Genomic DNA, 14,849 nt, shown 5'->3' with positions numbered 1-14,849 from the left:
TCGTGAGACACGCGAGACGGTCCACGTCCCGGATGGCGGGCAGGTGGGCAGACGCGGGTCGCGAGCGGATGTCTCAGCAGCCGCACGCGGCGAGCGCGGCGGTCCAGGTGTCGATCGCCCCGCGCGCGCCGGCGATCGCACCGGTGGGTACGTCCCCGACCATGACGGCGAACGCGACCAGCCGGCCGTCGTCTGTCGTCGCGTAGCCCGCCAGGGTCGCGGTCGCCCGCAGCGTCCCGGTCTTGGCGGCGACGAGACCCGCCGCCGGCGGCTCGCGCAGCCGGTCGGAGAGCGTGCCCTCCAGGCCCGCGACCGGCAGCCCGCGGGCCACCGCCCCGAGCTCGGGCCGCTCGGCGACCGCGAGCAGCGACGCGACCAGGGTGCGCGGCGAGATCCGGTTGGTCGAGGACAGCCCCGAGGTGTCGTGGAGCTCCAGGCCCGCGACGTCGACACCGAGACCGTCGAGCACCTCGGCGATCGCCAGCCCCGCCCCCGTGAAGCTCGGCTCCTGCTCGGTCGCGTGCGCGACCAGCCGCCCGATCCCCTCGGCGAGGATGTTCTCGGAGTGGCGCAGCATGTAGGCGGCGAGGTCGCCGAGCGGCGCCGAGGCGACCGAGGCGATCTCGACGGCGTCCGGCGAGACCGTGACGTCGGCCACCTCGCCCTCGACGGTGACGCCCTCGGCGACCAGCGCGTCGACGAACGCCGCGACGGCCTCGCCGGCGGGGTCGGCGACGCGCTCACGCCGCCCCTCCTGGCGGCCGATGTCGATCGCGAGCGGCGCCATGTGCATCGCGTCGCCGATCGCGAGGTCCTCGTCGTCCCACCGCGGTGGCATGTCGGGCCCGACGTAGTAGCCGACGTCGAGACCGACGGTGACGCTCGTCACCCCGCGCTCGGTGAGGCTCGCCGCGGTCGCCGCGGCCAGGTCCGCGAGCCCCGCGTGCCCGACGACCGCGTCCGGGTCGCCGACGCCCTCGGCGAGCGCGAGGTCGCCACCGCCGACGAGCACGACCCGGTCGCCGTCGTCGACCACCCGGGTCTCGAACCGGTGGTCCGCACCTGCTGCGGCCACGGCGGCCACGGCGGTGAGCAGCTTGGTCGTCGAGGCCGGCACATGGGTCTCGTCGGCCGCGACCGCGTGCAGGTCCTCACCCGTGAGCACGTCGGTGACCAGCACGCCGGCGCTGCCGACCGCGGCGTGCCCGAGCAGCTGCGCGGTGATCGCGTCGAGGTCGTCGGCGGCCGGCTGCGCGGCCGTCTCGTCCGGGCCGGTGACGGCGTCCGGCGCCTCGGCCGCGGGCACCTCGGCCTGCGGGAACGGCGGGTCCGGGCGCCGCTCGGGACGCGTCGTCAGGACCCCCGGGACGACGTCGGCGACGTCGGCTGCGACGTAGCCGCCACCGAGCAGCACGGCCAGCAGCGCGACCGGGACGAGCACGCGCCCGCGACGCCGTCGAGCCCGCCCTGCCATGCGGGGAGTATCTCGCACCCGCGCCGGTGCGCCACACTAGGGCCAGACGACCGCAGGTATGGAGGCGCAGGGTGGAGTTCGACGTCACGATCGAGATCCCGAAGGGGCAGCGCAACAAGTACGAGGTGGACCACGAGACCGGTCGCATCCGGCTCGACCGGATGCTGTTCACCTCGACGCGCTACCCCGACGACTACGGCTACATCGAGGGCACCCTCGGCGAGGACGGCGACCCGCTCGACGCGCTCGTGCTGCTCGAGGAGCCGACGTTCCCGGGCTGCCTCATCCGGTGCCGCGCGCTCGGCATGTTCCGCATGCGCGACGAGGCCGGCGGCGACGACAAGGTGCTGTGCGTGCCCAAGGGCGACCAGCGCGCGTCGTGGCGCTCGGACATCGATGACGTCTCGGAGTTCCACCGGCTGGAGATCCAGCACTTCTTCGAGGTCTACAAGGACCTCGAGCCCGGCAAGTCCGTCGAGGGCGCGCACTGGGTCGGCCGCGAGGAGGCCGAGGCGGAGATCCGGCGCTCGTTCCAGCGCGCCAAGGACACCGGGTACACCCACCCCCAGCCCCACATCGGCTGATGCGCGACGAGGTCGTCGACACCTTCACCGGCGACGACCTCGACCGTGCGCGGTGGCTGCCCGCATACCTGCCGGCGTGGGCCTCGCGCGCCGAGAACGCCGCGCGCGACCGGCTGACCGGCGACGGCCTCGTGCTGGAGGTGCCGCCGGACCAGGGTCTGTGGTGCCGTGACACCCACCAGCCGCCGCTGCGCACCTCGACGATCGCCTCCGCCGACTGGTCCGGGCCGCTCGGCAGCGAGCGAGGCCCGCAGCCCTTCCGACCCGGCCTGCGCGTGCGCGAGGAGCAGCCGCGCTTCGTCGGCTGGCTGGTCGACGGCGGGTACGTCGAGATCCGCTGCCGCATGTCGCTCACACACCGCTCGATGGCGGCGCTGTGGCTGGCCGGCTGGGACGAGGACCCGCACGACTCGGGCGAGCTGTGCGTCGTCGAGGTGTTCGGCTCGGCCGCCGAGCCCGGGCGCTCCGCCGAGGTCGGGATGGGCATCAAGGCGCTGCGCGACCCGCGGCTGCGGGACGACGTCGCCGCACCCCGGCTGCCGATCGACGTCGCCGACTGGCACACCTACCGGGTGGACTGGGACGACGCCGAGGCGCGCTTCGCCGTCGACGGCGTCACGCTGCGCACGTGCCCGCGGCCGCCGCGCTACCCGCTGGTGCTGATGATCGGCGTGTTCGACTTCCCCGACGGCACCGAGACCACCCACACCCCGGCCCTGGAGATCAGCCGGGTCGCCGGGACCGCGACGCGCGAGGGTCAGGGACGCACGGCGTAGGGCAGCACGTTCGGCCACCACATCGAGACGAGCTCGACCTTCTTGCCCGGCGACGGCGCGTGCAGGCGCATCCCGTTCCCGGCGTAGATCGCGACGTGGTAGATCCCGCTGGGCGAGCCGTTGCTCGAGTAGAAGAACAGGTCGCCCGGCTGCATCTGCCCGACCGGCACCCGGTCGCCCGCGTAGTACTGGGCGCCGCTGGTGCGGGGGATGCTGATGCCCGCGTTGCGGTAGGCCATCATCGTCAGCCCCGAGCAGTCGTAGCCGTTCGGGCCGGCGGCGCCGTACACGTAGGGCTTGCCGATCTGCGTCTTCGCCCAGGCGAGAGCGGCCGCGTTCGCGCTGCTCGGCGGCGGCGGGGGCGGCGGGGTCGTCGCCGGCGGCGGGGTCGTCACCGGCGGCTTGGTCGTCGGCGGCGTCGTGGGAGCGGGCGTCGTCGGCGCCGGGGTCGGCCGCACGGTCGGGGACTGCGTGGGCGTCGGCGTGGGCCGCTGCGTCGGCGCCTGGGTCGGTGCCTGCGTGGGGGCCTGGGTCGGCGCCTGCGTGGGCGCCTGCGACGGGCGGCTCGTGCTGGGCTCGCCGCCGGGCTCGGCGGCGGGCGCCTCGGGCGCGGTCGCCGCGGGAGCCTCCTCGACGCCGAGCCGTTCCGCGGCCGCGGCGTTCTGCTGGGCGAGCCGTGCGGCCTCGGCGGCGGCCTGCCGCTCCTGCTCCATCTCGACGCTGGTCTGACGCAGCGCGGCGAGCTGGACGACCAGCTCGGTCCGCCGGGCCTCGGTGTCGGCGAGGATGCGCGCGGCGTCGGCGGCGGAGGCCTCCGCCTCCTCCTTGGCGACGGCGAGCTCCTCCGCGGCGGCGGCGCGCGCCTCGACGGCCGCGGCGGCACGCTCGTCGGCCGTCCGCGCGGCGAGGTCGGCGTCGGCCCAGCGCTGCTCGGCCTGCGCGCTGCTGGTGCCGAGCACCTGGAACGTCGTGGCCTGGGCGAGCGCGTCCTCGAGGCCGTCGGCCGACAGCAGCGCCGAGAGCTGGGCCAGGTCACCACCGGAGCGGTAGCTGGCCATCGCCAGCTCGCCGAGCGCCGTCGTCGCGGCCTCGAGCTCGACCTGCGCGGCGGCGGCCTCCGCCTCGGCCTCGGCCTTCTCGGCCTCGGCCTCCTCGAGCGCGATCACCGCCTGGTTGTACTCCTCGGCGGCGACCGCGGCGGCCACGCCCGCGGCGTCGGAGGCGGCGCGGCTGCTCGCGAGCTCGGCCTCGAGGGCGGCGATCGCGGCAGCGGCCTCGCCGGCGGCTGCGTCGACCGCGGCGATGTCGTCGTCGGACGGGATCGTGGGCGAGGCGACCGCCGCGCCGGCGAACAGCCCGAAGCCCGCGAGGAGCGCCACCGTCACGCCCAGCGGGCTCACAACTCTGCGTCGCACGCCATCCCCCGTCGCTCTTTCGTGGTCAAGCACAGGCATGCGTCGGCGTGTCGCGTTGACACACGCAGCGCATGCGTCCCACACGGTAGTGCACAAATCGCTCTCGCGACACACCAGTCACAAGATTCACATGTGTCCCATCCTGTGCTAGCGCGAATGACATCGGTGTGGTTCCGACGGCGTCCGGTCGCCGGGCAGGGCGCCCTCCTCGTCCGAGGGGGCGACGGGCCGCGGATGTAACGCGGAGCAGGTGGCCGCACGGCCGCGCGCCGAGGAGAGAGCGCGCGTGGACGACTGTCCGGAGACGGCCACGTCTCGCCATGCAAGACGTTTCGCCCGCGGGCTGGTCACGGTGCGGCGTCTGGCCCTAACGTCACCCACATGTTCCGTCGAATGTGCCGCTGACGCGCACGTTCGGCATGCCCTGACGAGGTCACCGCGCTCTGCGGAGTCGTCACAGCGCACGTGCGCACCGAACCCCCACCACCTGGGATCGGCTGTCGGCGCACGTCTGCCCTGCCGGTCCTACCGAACGCAGGAGACAGACAACCGATGAGCACTCCCTGGAACTTCGAGACCCGTCAGATCCACGCCGGGCAGGAGCCCGACGCCGAGACCGGCGCCCGGGCGCTGCCGATCTATCAGACGACGTCGTTCGTCTTCAAGAACACCGACGAGGCCGCCGCGCGCTTCGCGCTCGCCGAGCTCGGGCCGATCTACACGCGCATCACCAACCCGACGCAGGCCGCCGTCGAGGACCGCATCGCCTCCCTCGAGGGCGGCGTCGGCGCGCTCCTCGTCTCCTCCGGCCAGGCCGCCGAGACGCTCGCGATCCTCAACATCGCCGAGGCCGGCGACCACGTCGTCGCCTCGCCGTCCCTGTACGGCGGCACGTACAACCTGCTCCACCACACGCTGCCCAAGCTGGGCATCACGACGACGTTCGTCGACGACCCGCAGGACCCGGAGTCGTGGCGCGCGGCCGTCCAGCCGAACACCAAGCTGTTCTTCGGCGAGGTCATCCCCAACCCCAAGGGCGACATCCTCGACATCGAGGCGATCGCGGGCGTCGCGCACGAGGTCGGCGTGCCGCTCGTCGTCGACAACACGGTCGGCACCCCCTACCTGGTGCGGCCGCTGGAGTGGGGCGCCGACGTCGTCATCCACTCGGCGACCAAGTACCTCGGCGGGCACGGCACCTCGATCGCCGGCGTGATCGTCGACGGCGGCTCGTTCGACTTCGGCGCGCACCCGGAGCGGTTCCCGAACTACAACACCCCGGACCCGAGCTACAACGGCCTGGTCTACGCCCGCGACCTGGGCGAGGGCGGCGCGTTCGGCGTCAACCTGTCGTTCATCCTCAAGGCGCGCGTGCAGCTGCTGCGCGACCTCGGCACCGCCGTCGCACCGTTCAACGCGTTCCTGCTCGCGCAGGGGCTGGAGACGCTGTCGCTGCGCGTCGAGCGGCACGTCGAGAACACCCGCAAGGTCGCCGAGTACCTCGAGCAGCACCCGCAGGTGCGCTCGGTCGCGTGGGCCAGCCTCCCGTCGAGCCCGTACTACGAGCTCGCCCAGAAGTACACTCCCAAGGGCTCGGGCGCCGTGCTCGCGTTCGAGATCGAGGGCGGGCTGGACGCCGGCAAGGCGTTCGTGGACGGCCTCGAGCTGCACTCGCTGGTCGCCAACATCGGCGACGTCCGCTCGCTGGTGATCCACCCGGCGTCGACCACGCACAGCCAGCTGACGCCCGAGGAGCAGGCCGCGAGCGGGGTCACCCCCGGCCTGGTGCGCCTCGCCGTCGGCATCGAGCACATCGACGACATCCTCGCCGACCTCGACAAGGGCTTCCAGGCCGCGGCCGACCGGCTCCGTGCGCCGGCCGCCGCCGAGGCCCAGACGACGCAGGCGTGACCAGGTGCGGCCCGAGGTGAGGATCGTGAGCTCCCCGAACCCGTGGGACCGGACCGACCCCGCACGCACCCCCGTGCGGCCGGTCCGGCACCCTGCGCGCCCCCGGCAGCCGCTCGGTCCGGTGCCCGCCACCGGTGCCTGGCGTGCCGAGGAGGGCGTCGGGAACCGGAGGTTCGTGCACCTCGGGCCGCTGCACCTGGAGGCCGGCGGCAAGCTGCCGGACGTCACGATGGCGTACGAGACCTGGGGTCGGTTGAACGAGCGCGGCGACAACGCCGTGCTGGTGCTGCACGCGCTCACCGGTGACAGCCACGTCACCGGCGACGCGGGCCCCGGGCACCGCACCGCCGGCTGGTGGTCGGAGATGGTCGGGCCGGGGCGCCCGATCGACACCGACCGGTACTACGTCGTCGCCCCCAACGTGCTAGGCGGCTGCCAGGGGTCCACCGGCCCGTCGTCACCGGCGCCGGACGGCACGCCCTGGGGCTCGCGCTTCCCGTATGTGACGGTGCGCGACCAGGTGCGGGCCGAGGCCGAGCTCGCCGACCGGCTCGGGATCGGCTCGTGGGCGCTGGTGATCGGCGCGTCCATGGGCGGGCACCGGGCGCTGGAGTGGGCGGCCGGCTACCCCGAGCGGGTGCGCCGCCTCGCCGCGATCGCGACCACGGCGCAGACGTCGGGCGACCAGATCGCGTGGGCCCACAGCCAGCTCGCGGCCATCCGGGCCGACCCGCGGTTCCGGGGCGGCGACTACTACGGCGCGGCCGACGACGACGGCCCCCACGTCGGGCTCGGGATCGCGCGCCAGATCGCGCACACCACCTATCGCAGCGCCGCCGAGCTCGACGAGCGCTTCGGGCGGCTGCCGCAGGGCGGCGAGGAGCCCCTGGGCGGCGGTGGCCGGTTCGCCGTGCAGTCCTACCTCGACCACCACGCGGGCAAGCTCGCCCGCCGCTTCGACGCCAACAGCTACGTCGTGCTCACCGAGTCGATGCTCACCCACGACCTGGGCCGCGACCGCGGCGGCGTCGCGTCCGCGCTGGCGGGCATCACCGCGAGGACGCTGGCGGTCGCCGTCGACAGCGACCGGCTGTTCCTGCCCGAGCAGTCCGCCCGCATCGCCGCCGGCGTGCCCGACGGCGAGCTCCGCGTCATCCGCTCCGCCTACGGCCACGACGGCTTCCTCATCGAGTTCGACCAGCTCGGCCCGATCGTCGCGGACTTCCTCGCCACCGACGACGACGCCCTGCCCGACCCGGAGTACGTCATCTAGCCACCGCGCACCCGCCACTTTCACCGCACTTTGCAACAGCCCGCGGTTTCACCGCACTTTGCAACAGTCCGCGGTGTCGCAGCCCTACGTGCCGCGGCCCGGTTCCGCAGCTCTCGCCGCGGCCTCGCCTGATCTCCTCCACGGGCCGCCCGCAGACGTCGACGGCGGATCTCCCTGCGCGCGCACGGCGGACGTTCCGTACGCCTGGGCGACGGCGCCCTCCCCGCTCGTCTACAGCGTGCGCCGACGGGCGCCGCGGCACGAAGTGCGGTGAAAGTAGCCAATGTTGCAAACAGCGGTGAAACTAGCCGATGTTGCAAACAGCGGTGAAAGTGCTCGATGTTGCAAAGTGCGGTGAAAGTGGGCCGGGGGTCAGCGGGGGTGGTCGTGGAGGGCGACGCCGACCTGGTCGGCGGCCTGCTGGAGCACGGCCTGGACGGCGAGGGTGTCGGCGAGAGGCATCGTCGGCGACTCGAGCAGGCCCTCGGCGAGGCAACGGTTCACCTCGTCGATCTCGAGCGAGTAGCCGGTCCCGGGCGGGGGCGCCACGATCTCCTCGGGGTCGTGGCCGCGGCGGTGCAGCACGATGCGGTCCGGGTGGTGGAAGCGGGGCGGCACGTCGACCCAGCCCTCGGTGCCGAGCACGCGCGCGGCTCCCGGCGTCTGGTAGAACGCCGTGCGCAGGGTGGCCGACCGGCCGTCGCCGTAGCCGAGCAGGTAGCCGACCTCGCCGTCGACCCCGGTCGGCAGCAGCGACCCGGTCGCGTGCACCTCGGTCGGGTCGCCCAGCACCATCTGCGCCAGGCTGACGACGTAGACCCCCAGGTCGAGGATCGTGCCGCCGCCGAGGTCGAGGGAGAACAGCCGGTCCTCCGGGTCGAGGTCGCGCGCCGCACCGAGGTCGGCGACGACGCCGCGCACCTCCCCGATCGCGCCGTCGGCCAGGAGCTCGCGCAGCCGGACGATCGCCGGCTGGAAGCGCGTCCACATCGCCTCCATCGCGAAGACGCCGCGCTCGCGCGCCGTCGCCACGACGGTCTCGGCACCCGCGAGCGTCGCGGTGAACGACTTCTCCATGAGCAGCGCCTTGCCGGCCTCGAGCACCGCGCAGCCGTGCGCGACGTGCCACGAGTGCGGGGTGGCGACGTAGACGGCGTCCACCTCGTCGTCGGCGAGCAGCGCCTCGTAGCTGCCGTGCGCCCGCGGGATGCCGTGGCGCTGCGCGAACGCCTGCGCCCGCTCCGCGGACCGGGAGCCGACGGCGACCAGCTCGCCGTCACGCACGTGGCCGAAGTCGGCGACGACCGACTCGGCGATCCGACCAGGTCCGAGCACCGCCCAGCGCACCATGAGCGCGAACCTATCGCGCATGATGGGCACATGCCGACCCTGGCCGCGACCGCGACGGACCTCCGCGAGCAGTGGGAGCGGCTGCGCGCGTGGCTGGAGGAGCTGCCCGACCCCGCGAGCGACGAGCCCTCGACGCTGCCGGGCTGGTCGCTCGGTGTGCTGGTCGCGCACCTGGGGCGGGTGTGGGACTCGATCCGGGCGCTGCGCACGCCCGAGCCCGGCGACGACGCCGAGCCGCTGACCCTCGCGGAGTACCTGGCGACCTACCGCGCGGACGACCCGGAACGGCTGGACCGGCTCGCGCACGAGGTCGCCGCGTCGGTGCGGCAGGACCCGCTGGCGGCGATCGACGCGCTCGCCGAGGACGCCCTCGCACGTGTCGACGACCTCGTCGCCGAGGGCGACGTCGTGCTCCTCGCCCGTCGCGGCCCGATCCGGCTGGGCGACTTCCTCGTGAGCCGGCTGATCGAGCTGGTCGTGCACGCCTACGACCTCGCGCCCACGCTGCCGCTGCCGCCCCCCGTCGACCCCACCGCCCGCACCCTCGTCGCGCAGGCCCTGCTGGACGTCGGGACGCAGCGCACCGGCACCGCGATCGAGGTCGCCGACGAGACCGCCTGGGTGCTCGCGGCGAGCGGACGGCTCGACTGGCGCAGCGCCGTCGCCCGCGGCGCCGTGCGCCCGAGCGCCGTCTCCGACGGCACACCGGACCTGACCGACGCGCTGCCGCTGCTGTGAGCACCACGGGCAACCGCGGTCGTCGGCCGCCACGGACCAGACCGGCGCGCCCGCGCTCCGACCCGCCGCCGCGCCCCGTCGACGAGCGGCACGCCGAGCCGGTCGCTCCGCCGCCGCCGCCCGTCGGCCGGTGGGGTCGGGACATCCTCGGCGACGACTTCCAGGCGCGCACCTTCCCGCAGCCGGACGACGACGAGGGTGCCGTCGTCACGACGCTGGTCCGGTACCGGCCGGGCGGGCGCCCGCTGCCTCGCCGCCCACGGCTGGCGGTCGTGTACGTGCACGGGTTCGCCGACTACTTCATCCAGACCGAGCTGGCCCGGTTCTGGGCCGATCGCGGCGCGGTGTTCTACGCCGTCGACCTGCGCAAGTCGGGCCGCAGCATCCGCCCGCACCAGACGCCCTGCTTCGTCGAGTCGCTGGAGGAGTACGACGAGGACCTGCAGCTCGCCGTCGACGTCGTGCGGCGCATCCACGGCGCGTCCGTGCCGCTCGTCGCGGTCGCGCACTCGCAGGGCGGGCTGACGACGGCGCTGTGGGCCGCGCGGCACCCGGACACCTTCCGCGGTCTCGTCCTCAACGCGCCGTTCCTCGAGGTGCACGGCTCCACCCTCGCGCGTGCGCTCGGGCACCCGCTGATCAGCCAGGTCGCGCGCAAGCAGGCCCGGTGGCCGGTGCCGATCTCGGCACCGGGGTTCTACGACCGCACGATCAACGCCCGCATGGAGGGCGAGTGGCAGATCGAGCCGGCCTGGCGCCCGGTGCCGACCCACCCGGTGCGGCCCGGCTGGCTGGCGGCGGTGCTCGCCGGGCACGCCAAGGTCGCGGCGGGGCTCGACCTCGAGATCCCGATCCTCGTGCTGACGTCCCACCGCACGGTGATCGGCCCGCGCTGGCGCGAGGAGATGCGCTCCGCGGACACGGTCATCGACGTCAAGCAGGTGTGGCGCCGCGCGCCCTCGTTGGGGCGCACCGTCACGCTGGCGAAGGTCACCGGAGGGCTGCACGACGTGCTGCTCTCCCCGCAGCCGGTCCGTGAGCAGGCCTACCGGGAGATCGACCGCTGGTTCCGCGGCTACGTCGAGCCGGAGCTCTGACGGCCGGGGCGGCTCACCGCGGCGTCCTCGCCGCGCTCGCGCGCGCCGCCGCGTGCCCGGCGGGCACGGTCACGTCACGCGCTCCCGCGCCCCGCGCGTGAGCAGCTCGGCGAGCGTCACCCCCGTGACGCCGGCGAGCTGGTCGGCCTGCGTGCGGCAGGAGAACCCGTCGGCGAGCAGCACCGCGCCCTCGGGCGCCTCGCGCAACGCCGGCAGGATGCCGTTCTCCGCGACCGCGACGCTGACGTCGTAGTGGCCCTTCTCCATGCCGAAGTTCCCGGCGAGGCCGCAGCAGCCGGCGATCGTGCGCACCGTCGCACCTGCGCGCTCGAGCAGCGCGAGGTCGGGCCCGTAGCCCATCACCGCGTGCTGGTGGCAGTGGGGCTGTGCGACGACCTCGAGGCCGGCCAGGTCCGGCGGCTGCCAGTCCTCCCCCGGCCCGAGCGGCGCGGGTGCGGTCAGCAGCTCGGCGAGCGTGTGCACGCCGCGCGCGAGCCGCTGCGAGCGCGGGTCGTCGCCGAGCAGCTCCAGCAGGTCGCTGCGCAGCACCGCGGTGCAGCTGGGCTCGATCCCGACGATCGGCACGCCACGCTCGACCCACGGCGAGAGCACGTCGAGGGTCTGGCGCAGCCGGGCGCGGGCGCCGTCGAGCTGGCCGGTGGAGATCCAGGTGAGGCCGCAGCACGCCTGCTGGTCGGGGAGCCGCACGGTGTACCCGGCGTCGGTGAGCAGCCGCACCATCGCCTGCGCGCCCGCGGTCGAGAGGGTCTCGCTGAAGGAGTCGACCCACAGCAGCACCTCCCGCTCGCCGCCCGACGGCGTCCCGCGCCGCGCGCGGTCGCGGAACCATCGCGTGAACCGGGTCGTCGCGAACCGCGGGACGCCGCGCCGGGTGTCCATGCCGCCGCCGGCGAGCACGGCCTTGCGGACGGGCGCGACACCGAGCGCCGCGTTGGCGAGCGCGGCCAGCCCGGGCACCGAGGTCACCAGCCGGGACCAGCGCGGCAGCCAGCCGAGCGCGTAGTGGCTCACGGGGCGCAGCCGGCCGCGGTAGCGGCGGTGGGTGACCTCGGCCTTGTACGTGGCCATGTCGACGCCGGCCGGGCAGTCGGAGCCGCACGCCTTGCAGGACAGGCACAGGTCGAGCGACTCCTCGACCTCGGGGGCGTCCCAGCCGCGCACGAGCGAGCCGTTGGCGAGCTCCTGCAACACGCGGGCGCGGCCGCGGGTGGAGTCCTTCTCGTCCCGGGTCGCGAGGTAGGACGGGCACATGAAGCCGCCGGCGGCGGAGGTGTCGGCGCGGCACTTGCCGACGCCGACGCACCGGTGCACCGCGGTGGTGAGGTCGCCGCCGTCGTGCGCGAACGAGAACCCGCCGGGCACCACCGGGAGCGGGCGGGCGTGCGGGCGGCGCAGGTCCTGCGCGACACCGCGGGGGCGCACGACCACACCCGGGTTGAGCCGGTCCTCGGGGTCGAGGAGGCCCTTGACCTGCTCCATCAGACCGATCGCCTCGGGCGAGTAGATGTAGGGCAGCAGCTCGCCGCGTGCGCGGCCGTCGCCGTGCTCGCCCGAGAGCGAGCCGCCGTGGCTGGCGACCAGCGCGGCGGCGTCGTGCATGAAGTCCCGGAACACCGTGCTGCCGCCCGGCCGGTCGAGCGGCAGGTCGATCCGCACGTGGATGCAGCCGTCGCCGAAGTGGCCGTAGGGCAGGCCGTCGACGCCGTAGCGGTCGAGCAGCGCGTTGAAGTCGCGCAGGTAGGCACCGAGCCGCTCGGGCGGCACGGCGGCGTCCTCCCAGCCGGGCCACGCCTGCGCCCCGGACGGCGTGCGCCCGGCCAGGCCGGCGCCGTCGGCCCGGATCTGCCAGATCCGGCTGGCCTCGGGACCGGCGGGCAGGATGCGGACCGCGCGGGTGCCGGCGTCGGCCGCGAGCGCCTGGGCGTTGGCGAACGCCTCCTCCTGGGTGGCGCCGCCGACCTCGACCAGCAGCCACCCGGCGCCCTCGGGCAGGTCGGGGATCGGGGCGGTCGAGTGCCGACGGACGACGTCGAGCAGCCGGTCGTCGAGGCCCTCGACGGCGAGCGGGCGGTGGGCGAGCATCGCGGGGACGGCGTCCGCGGCGCTCGGCATGTCCGGGTAGCCGAGCGCGACGATCGTGGGCGAGCCGGGGATCGGCACGAGGTCGACCGTCGCCTCCAGGACCGTGACGAGGGTGCCCTCGGTGCCGACGAGGAACTTCGCGAGGTCGCGCCCGTTCTCCGGCAGCAGGTGCTCGAGCGAGTAGCCGCTCACCTGCCGCCCGAAGCGGCCCATCTCGGTGCGGATCGTCGACAGGTTCCCCGCGACGAGCTGCTCCAGGCCCGGCACCGCCGCGAGGTCGCCGCGACCGGCGGTGAACCGGCGCCCGGTGCCGTCGACGACGTCGAGCGCCGCCGTGTTGTCGGCGGTGCGGCCGTAGGCGACCGCGTGCGGGCCGCACGCGTTGTTGCCGATCATCCCGGCGATCGTGCAGCGGTTCTGCGTCGAGGGGTCGGGCCCGAACCGCAGCCCGTGCGGCTTGGCCGCCGCCTGCAGCGTGCTCATCACCGTGCCCGGCTGCACGCGGGCGGTGCGCGCCTCGGGGTCGATCTCCAGGACCTTGTCGAGGTGGCGGGAGAAGTCGAGGACGACGCCTGGCCCGACGGCGTTGCCCGCGACCGAGGTGCCGCCGCCGCGTGCGGTGACCGGGCTGCCGTGCGACCGGGCGACCTCGAGGGCGGCGAGCACGTCGTCGGTGCTGCGCGGGAACACCACGACCTCGGGGACGACCCGGTAGTTGGAGGCGTCGGTGCTGTACTCCGCACGCCGGCGGGCCGAGGCGTCCACGTCGCCGCTCACGGCGGCCCTCAGATCGGCGAGCAGGTCGGGCACGTGCTCAACCTACCGACCGCCGAGCGGTCCGTGTCCGCTGTGCCCGCGAGGCGGGCAGACGTGGGTCGCGACCTCGTCGTGGGCGGAAGTGGGTTGAAACCTCGTGAGGGGGCAGAAGTGGGTTGACACCGTCAGCGGGCGTCGAAGTCGAGCGCGTCGTCGGCGAGCGCGAGCACCGACCAGGTGAGCCCGTCCGGGCTGGACAGCGACCACGTCGGCAGCAGCACGTAGGCGCCCTCGGGCAGCGTGTAGCCGGCCAGTCCGAGCTCGGCGTCGGTGATCTCGTAGGCGCTCACCGGCCACGGGATGTCGGCGCCGGGCGCCACGGGCGCCGGCGCGGAGGGGACCTCGGGCGACACCGGGTCGCCGACGCTGCCGCCGTCGTCGAGGATCGTCACGCCGCCGCCGTCGACGGGTCCGGTCGGGTGGCCCGGACCGAACCGCGGGTCCATCAGCCGCTCGACGGCGTCCTCCGCCGAGATCACGTCGTAGCTGCCGAGCGAGACCCGCGGCGCCAGCCGTCCCCACGCCGAGTACACGCCGTCGGCGCCGACCATCAGGTTCCACTCCGGCGCGCCGCTGCCGACGAGCTCGGGCAGCGACGCCTCGACAGCGGTCACGCCGCCGCCGACCTCGGAGGTCACGATCTCGAGGCCGGCGGTGTCGACACCGAGCGTGGTGAGGAAGTCGCGTGCCGCGCCGGCCGGGTCCGGGTGGCCGGTGCCGTCCTCGGGGCAGCCGGCGAACGACGAGCTGGTGCCGTCGCCCTCGTCGCCGCCGCTGTCGGGCACGGGCTGGTCGCGGCCCTCCTCGGTGCACAGCCACGGGTCGACGGTCGGGTCGTTGTAGCCGACGGAGCCGGTGCCGTCGGGGTGGACCTCGATCGTGCGCCCGTCGCCGCCCTGCACGGTCCAGGACCAGCCCTGGTCGACCGCCTCGCCCTCGATGCCGAGCGCGGCCGCGAGGTCGGCGACCGTGCTCGCCGGGTCGACGGCGGTCGCGTCGTAGCCGAACGCCTCGGCGCTGCCGGGCTCGTCGGAGAGCCCGGAGGAGGTGAAGACCGCCCGGTCCCAGGCGATCATGATGTCGGCGTCCCCCGCGCCGGCCACGCCGTCCTCGGTCGCTCCGCCTGCGCTCTCCTCGGCCGCGCCGCCGGCGCTGCCGTCGGCCGCGCTGTTCGGCACCGCACCCTCGTAGGCCGCGTCCGCGCCGCCGCCCGCGCTGTCCGCGGTCGGCGCGGCGGTGCCGACACCCGCGAGGTAGCCGCCGGTCCCGACGACCAGCGACGCCGCGGCGCCCGCGAGCCACGCGCGGCGCC

10 protein-coding genes and 1 pseudogene are annotated in these 14,849 nt (G+C 74.8%); 6 read left to right on the top strand and 5 right to left on the bottom strand.

The genetic code is table 11. From position 1 onward, the window contains the following. Positions 1 to 73 precede the first annotated feature (73 nt). The gene (gene dacB / locus GPA02_RS13530) at positions 74 to 1,474 is read right to left on the bottom strand and encodes a D-alanyl-D-alanine carboxypeptidase/D-alanyl-D-alanine endopeptidase (protein ID WP_156200609.1); all 1,401 of its coding nucleotides are present in this window, start codon (positions 1,472 to 1,474) and stop codon (positions 74 to 76) included. A gap of 71 nt (positions 1,475 to 1,545) precedes the next feature. On the opposite strand from dacB, the gene GPA02_RS13525 reads away from it, so the two are divergent. Together GPA02_RS13525 and GPA02_RS13520 are read left to right on the top strand one after the other, a co-directional pair. Then, on the top strand, positions 1,546 to 2,058 hold the full coding sequence (locus GPA02_RS13525) for an inorganic diphosphatase (protein WP_156200608.1): 513 nt from the start codon (positions 1,546 to 1,548) through the stop codon (positions 2,056 to 2,058). After that, positions 2,058 to 2,834, top strand: coding sequence for a glycoside hydrolase family 16 protein (locus GPA02_RS13520; protein WP_156200607.1), 777 nt, complete (start codon positions 2,058 to 2,060; stop codon positions 2,832 to 2,834). Before GPA02_RS13525 ends, GPA02_RS13520 begins: the two co-directional genes overlap by 1 nt. Here GPA02_RS13520 and GPA02_RS13515 read toward each other — a convergent pair. Further along, positions 2,816 to 4,249 carry a C40 family peptidase gene (locus GPA02_RS13515; protein WP_156200606.1) on the bottom strand — a complete coding sequence of 478 codons (1,434 nt, stop codon included), beginning with the start codon at positions 4,247 to 4,249 and terminating at the stop codon, positions 2,816 to 2,818. The two genes, GPA02_RS13520 and GPA02_RS13515, sit on opposite strands and share 19 nt — an antisense overlap. A 552-nt stretch (positions 4,250 to 4,801) precedes the next feature. On the opposite strand from GPA02_RS13515, the gene GPA02_RS13510 reads away from it, so the two are divergent. Together GPA02_RS13510 and metX are read left to right on the top strand one after the other, a co-directional pair. Beyond that, entirely contained in the window at positions 4,802 to 6,160 is a 1,359-nt protein-coding gene (locus GPA02_RS13510) for a bifunctional o-acetylhomoserine/o-acetylserine sulfhydrylase (RefSeq protein WP_156200605.1), read from the top strand. 73 nt (positions 6,161 to 6,233) lie between these two features. Next, positions 6,234 to 7,433: a homoserine O-acetyltransferase MetX gene (gene metX, locus GPA02_RS13505; protein WP_240134055.1), complete on the top strand. Its 1,200-nt coding sequence runs from the start codon at positions 6,234 to 6,236 to the stop codon at positions 7,431 to 7,433. A gap of 372 nt (positions 7,434 to 7,805) precedes the next feature. Here metX and GPA02_RS13500 read toward each other — a convergent pair whose 3' ends face one another. Continuing rightward, a complete protein-coding gene (locus GPA02_RS13500; protein WP_156200603.1) occupies positions 7,806 to 8,804 on the bottom strand; it encodes a Gfo/Idh/MocA family protein in 999 nt (332 codons plus the stop codon). A 9-nt stretch (positions 8,805 to 8,813) separates the two neighbouring features. On the opposite strand from GPA02_RS13500, the gene GPA02_RS13495 reads away from it, so the two are divergent. Both GPA02_RS13495 and GPA02_RS13490 read left to right on the top strand, forming a co-directional pair. Beyond that, the gene (locus tag GPA02_RS13495; RefSeq protein WP_156200602.1) at positions 8,814 to 9,521 is read left to right on the top strand and encodes a maleylpyruvate isomerase N-terminal domain-containing protein; all 708 of its coding nucleotides are present in this window, start codon (positions 8,814 to 8,816) and stop codon (positions 9,519 to 9,521) included. Continuing rightward, positions 9,518 to 10,618, top strand: coding sequence for an alpha/beta hydrolase (locus GPA02_RS13490; RefSeq protein WP_240134049.1), 1,101 nt, complete (start codon positions 9,518 to 9,520; stop codon positions 10,616 to 10,618). The genes GPA02_RS13495 and GPA02_RS13490 overlap by 4 nt, the downstream gene beginning before the upstream one ends. A gap of 69 nt (positions 10,619 to 10,687) precedes the next feature. On the opposite strand, the gene GPA02_RS13485 is transcribed toward GPA02_RS13490, so the two are convergent. Continuing rightward, entirely contained in the window at positions 10,688 to 13,531 is a 2,844-nt protein-coding gene (locus tag GPA02_RS13485; RefSeq protein WP_156200601.1) for an FAD-binding and (Fe-S)-binding domain-containing protein, read from the bottom strand. Positions 13,532 to 13,662: 131 nt separating this feature from the next. Further along, a pseudogene (locus tag GPA02_RS18830) lies at positions 13,663 to 14,849 on the bottom strand (hypothetical protein); the annotation flags it as partial.

The sequence above is a fragment of the Actinotalea caeni genome (assembly GCF_009733795.1).
In the GTDB taxonomy this organism is placed as follows: Bacteria; Actinomycetota; Actinomycetes; order Actinomycetales; family Beutenbergiaceae; genus Pseudactinotalea; species Pseudactinotalea caeni.
Note: the sequence above shows the minus strand (reverse complement) of the source record. Positions and strands in the feature narration are given on the sequence as shown.

Excerpts from the sequence above, each read along its gene's own strand:
- GPA02_RS13510 (WP_156200605.1), top strand. The coding sequence starts at position 4,802 with ATGAGCACTCCCTGGAACTTCGAGACCCGTCAGATCCACGCCGGGCAG.
- GPA02_RS13520 (WP_156200607.1), top strand. The coding sequence starts at position 2,058 with ATGCGCGACGAGGTCGTCGACACCTTCACCGGCGACGACCTCGACCGT.
- GPA02_RS13500 (WP_156200603.1), bottom strand. The coding sequence starts at position 8,804 with ATGCGCGATAGGTTCGCGCTCATGGTGCGCTGGGCGGTGCTCGGACCT.
- dacB (WP_156200609.1), bottom strand. The coding sequence starts at position 1,474 with ATGGCAGGGCGGGCTCGACGGCGTCGCGGGCGCGTGCTCGTCCCGGTC.
- GPA02_RS13495 (WP_156200602.1), top strand. The coding sequence starts at position 8,814 with ATGCCGACCCTGGCCGCGACCGCGACGGACCTCCGCGAGCAGTGGGAG.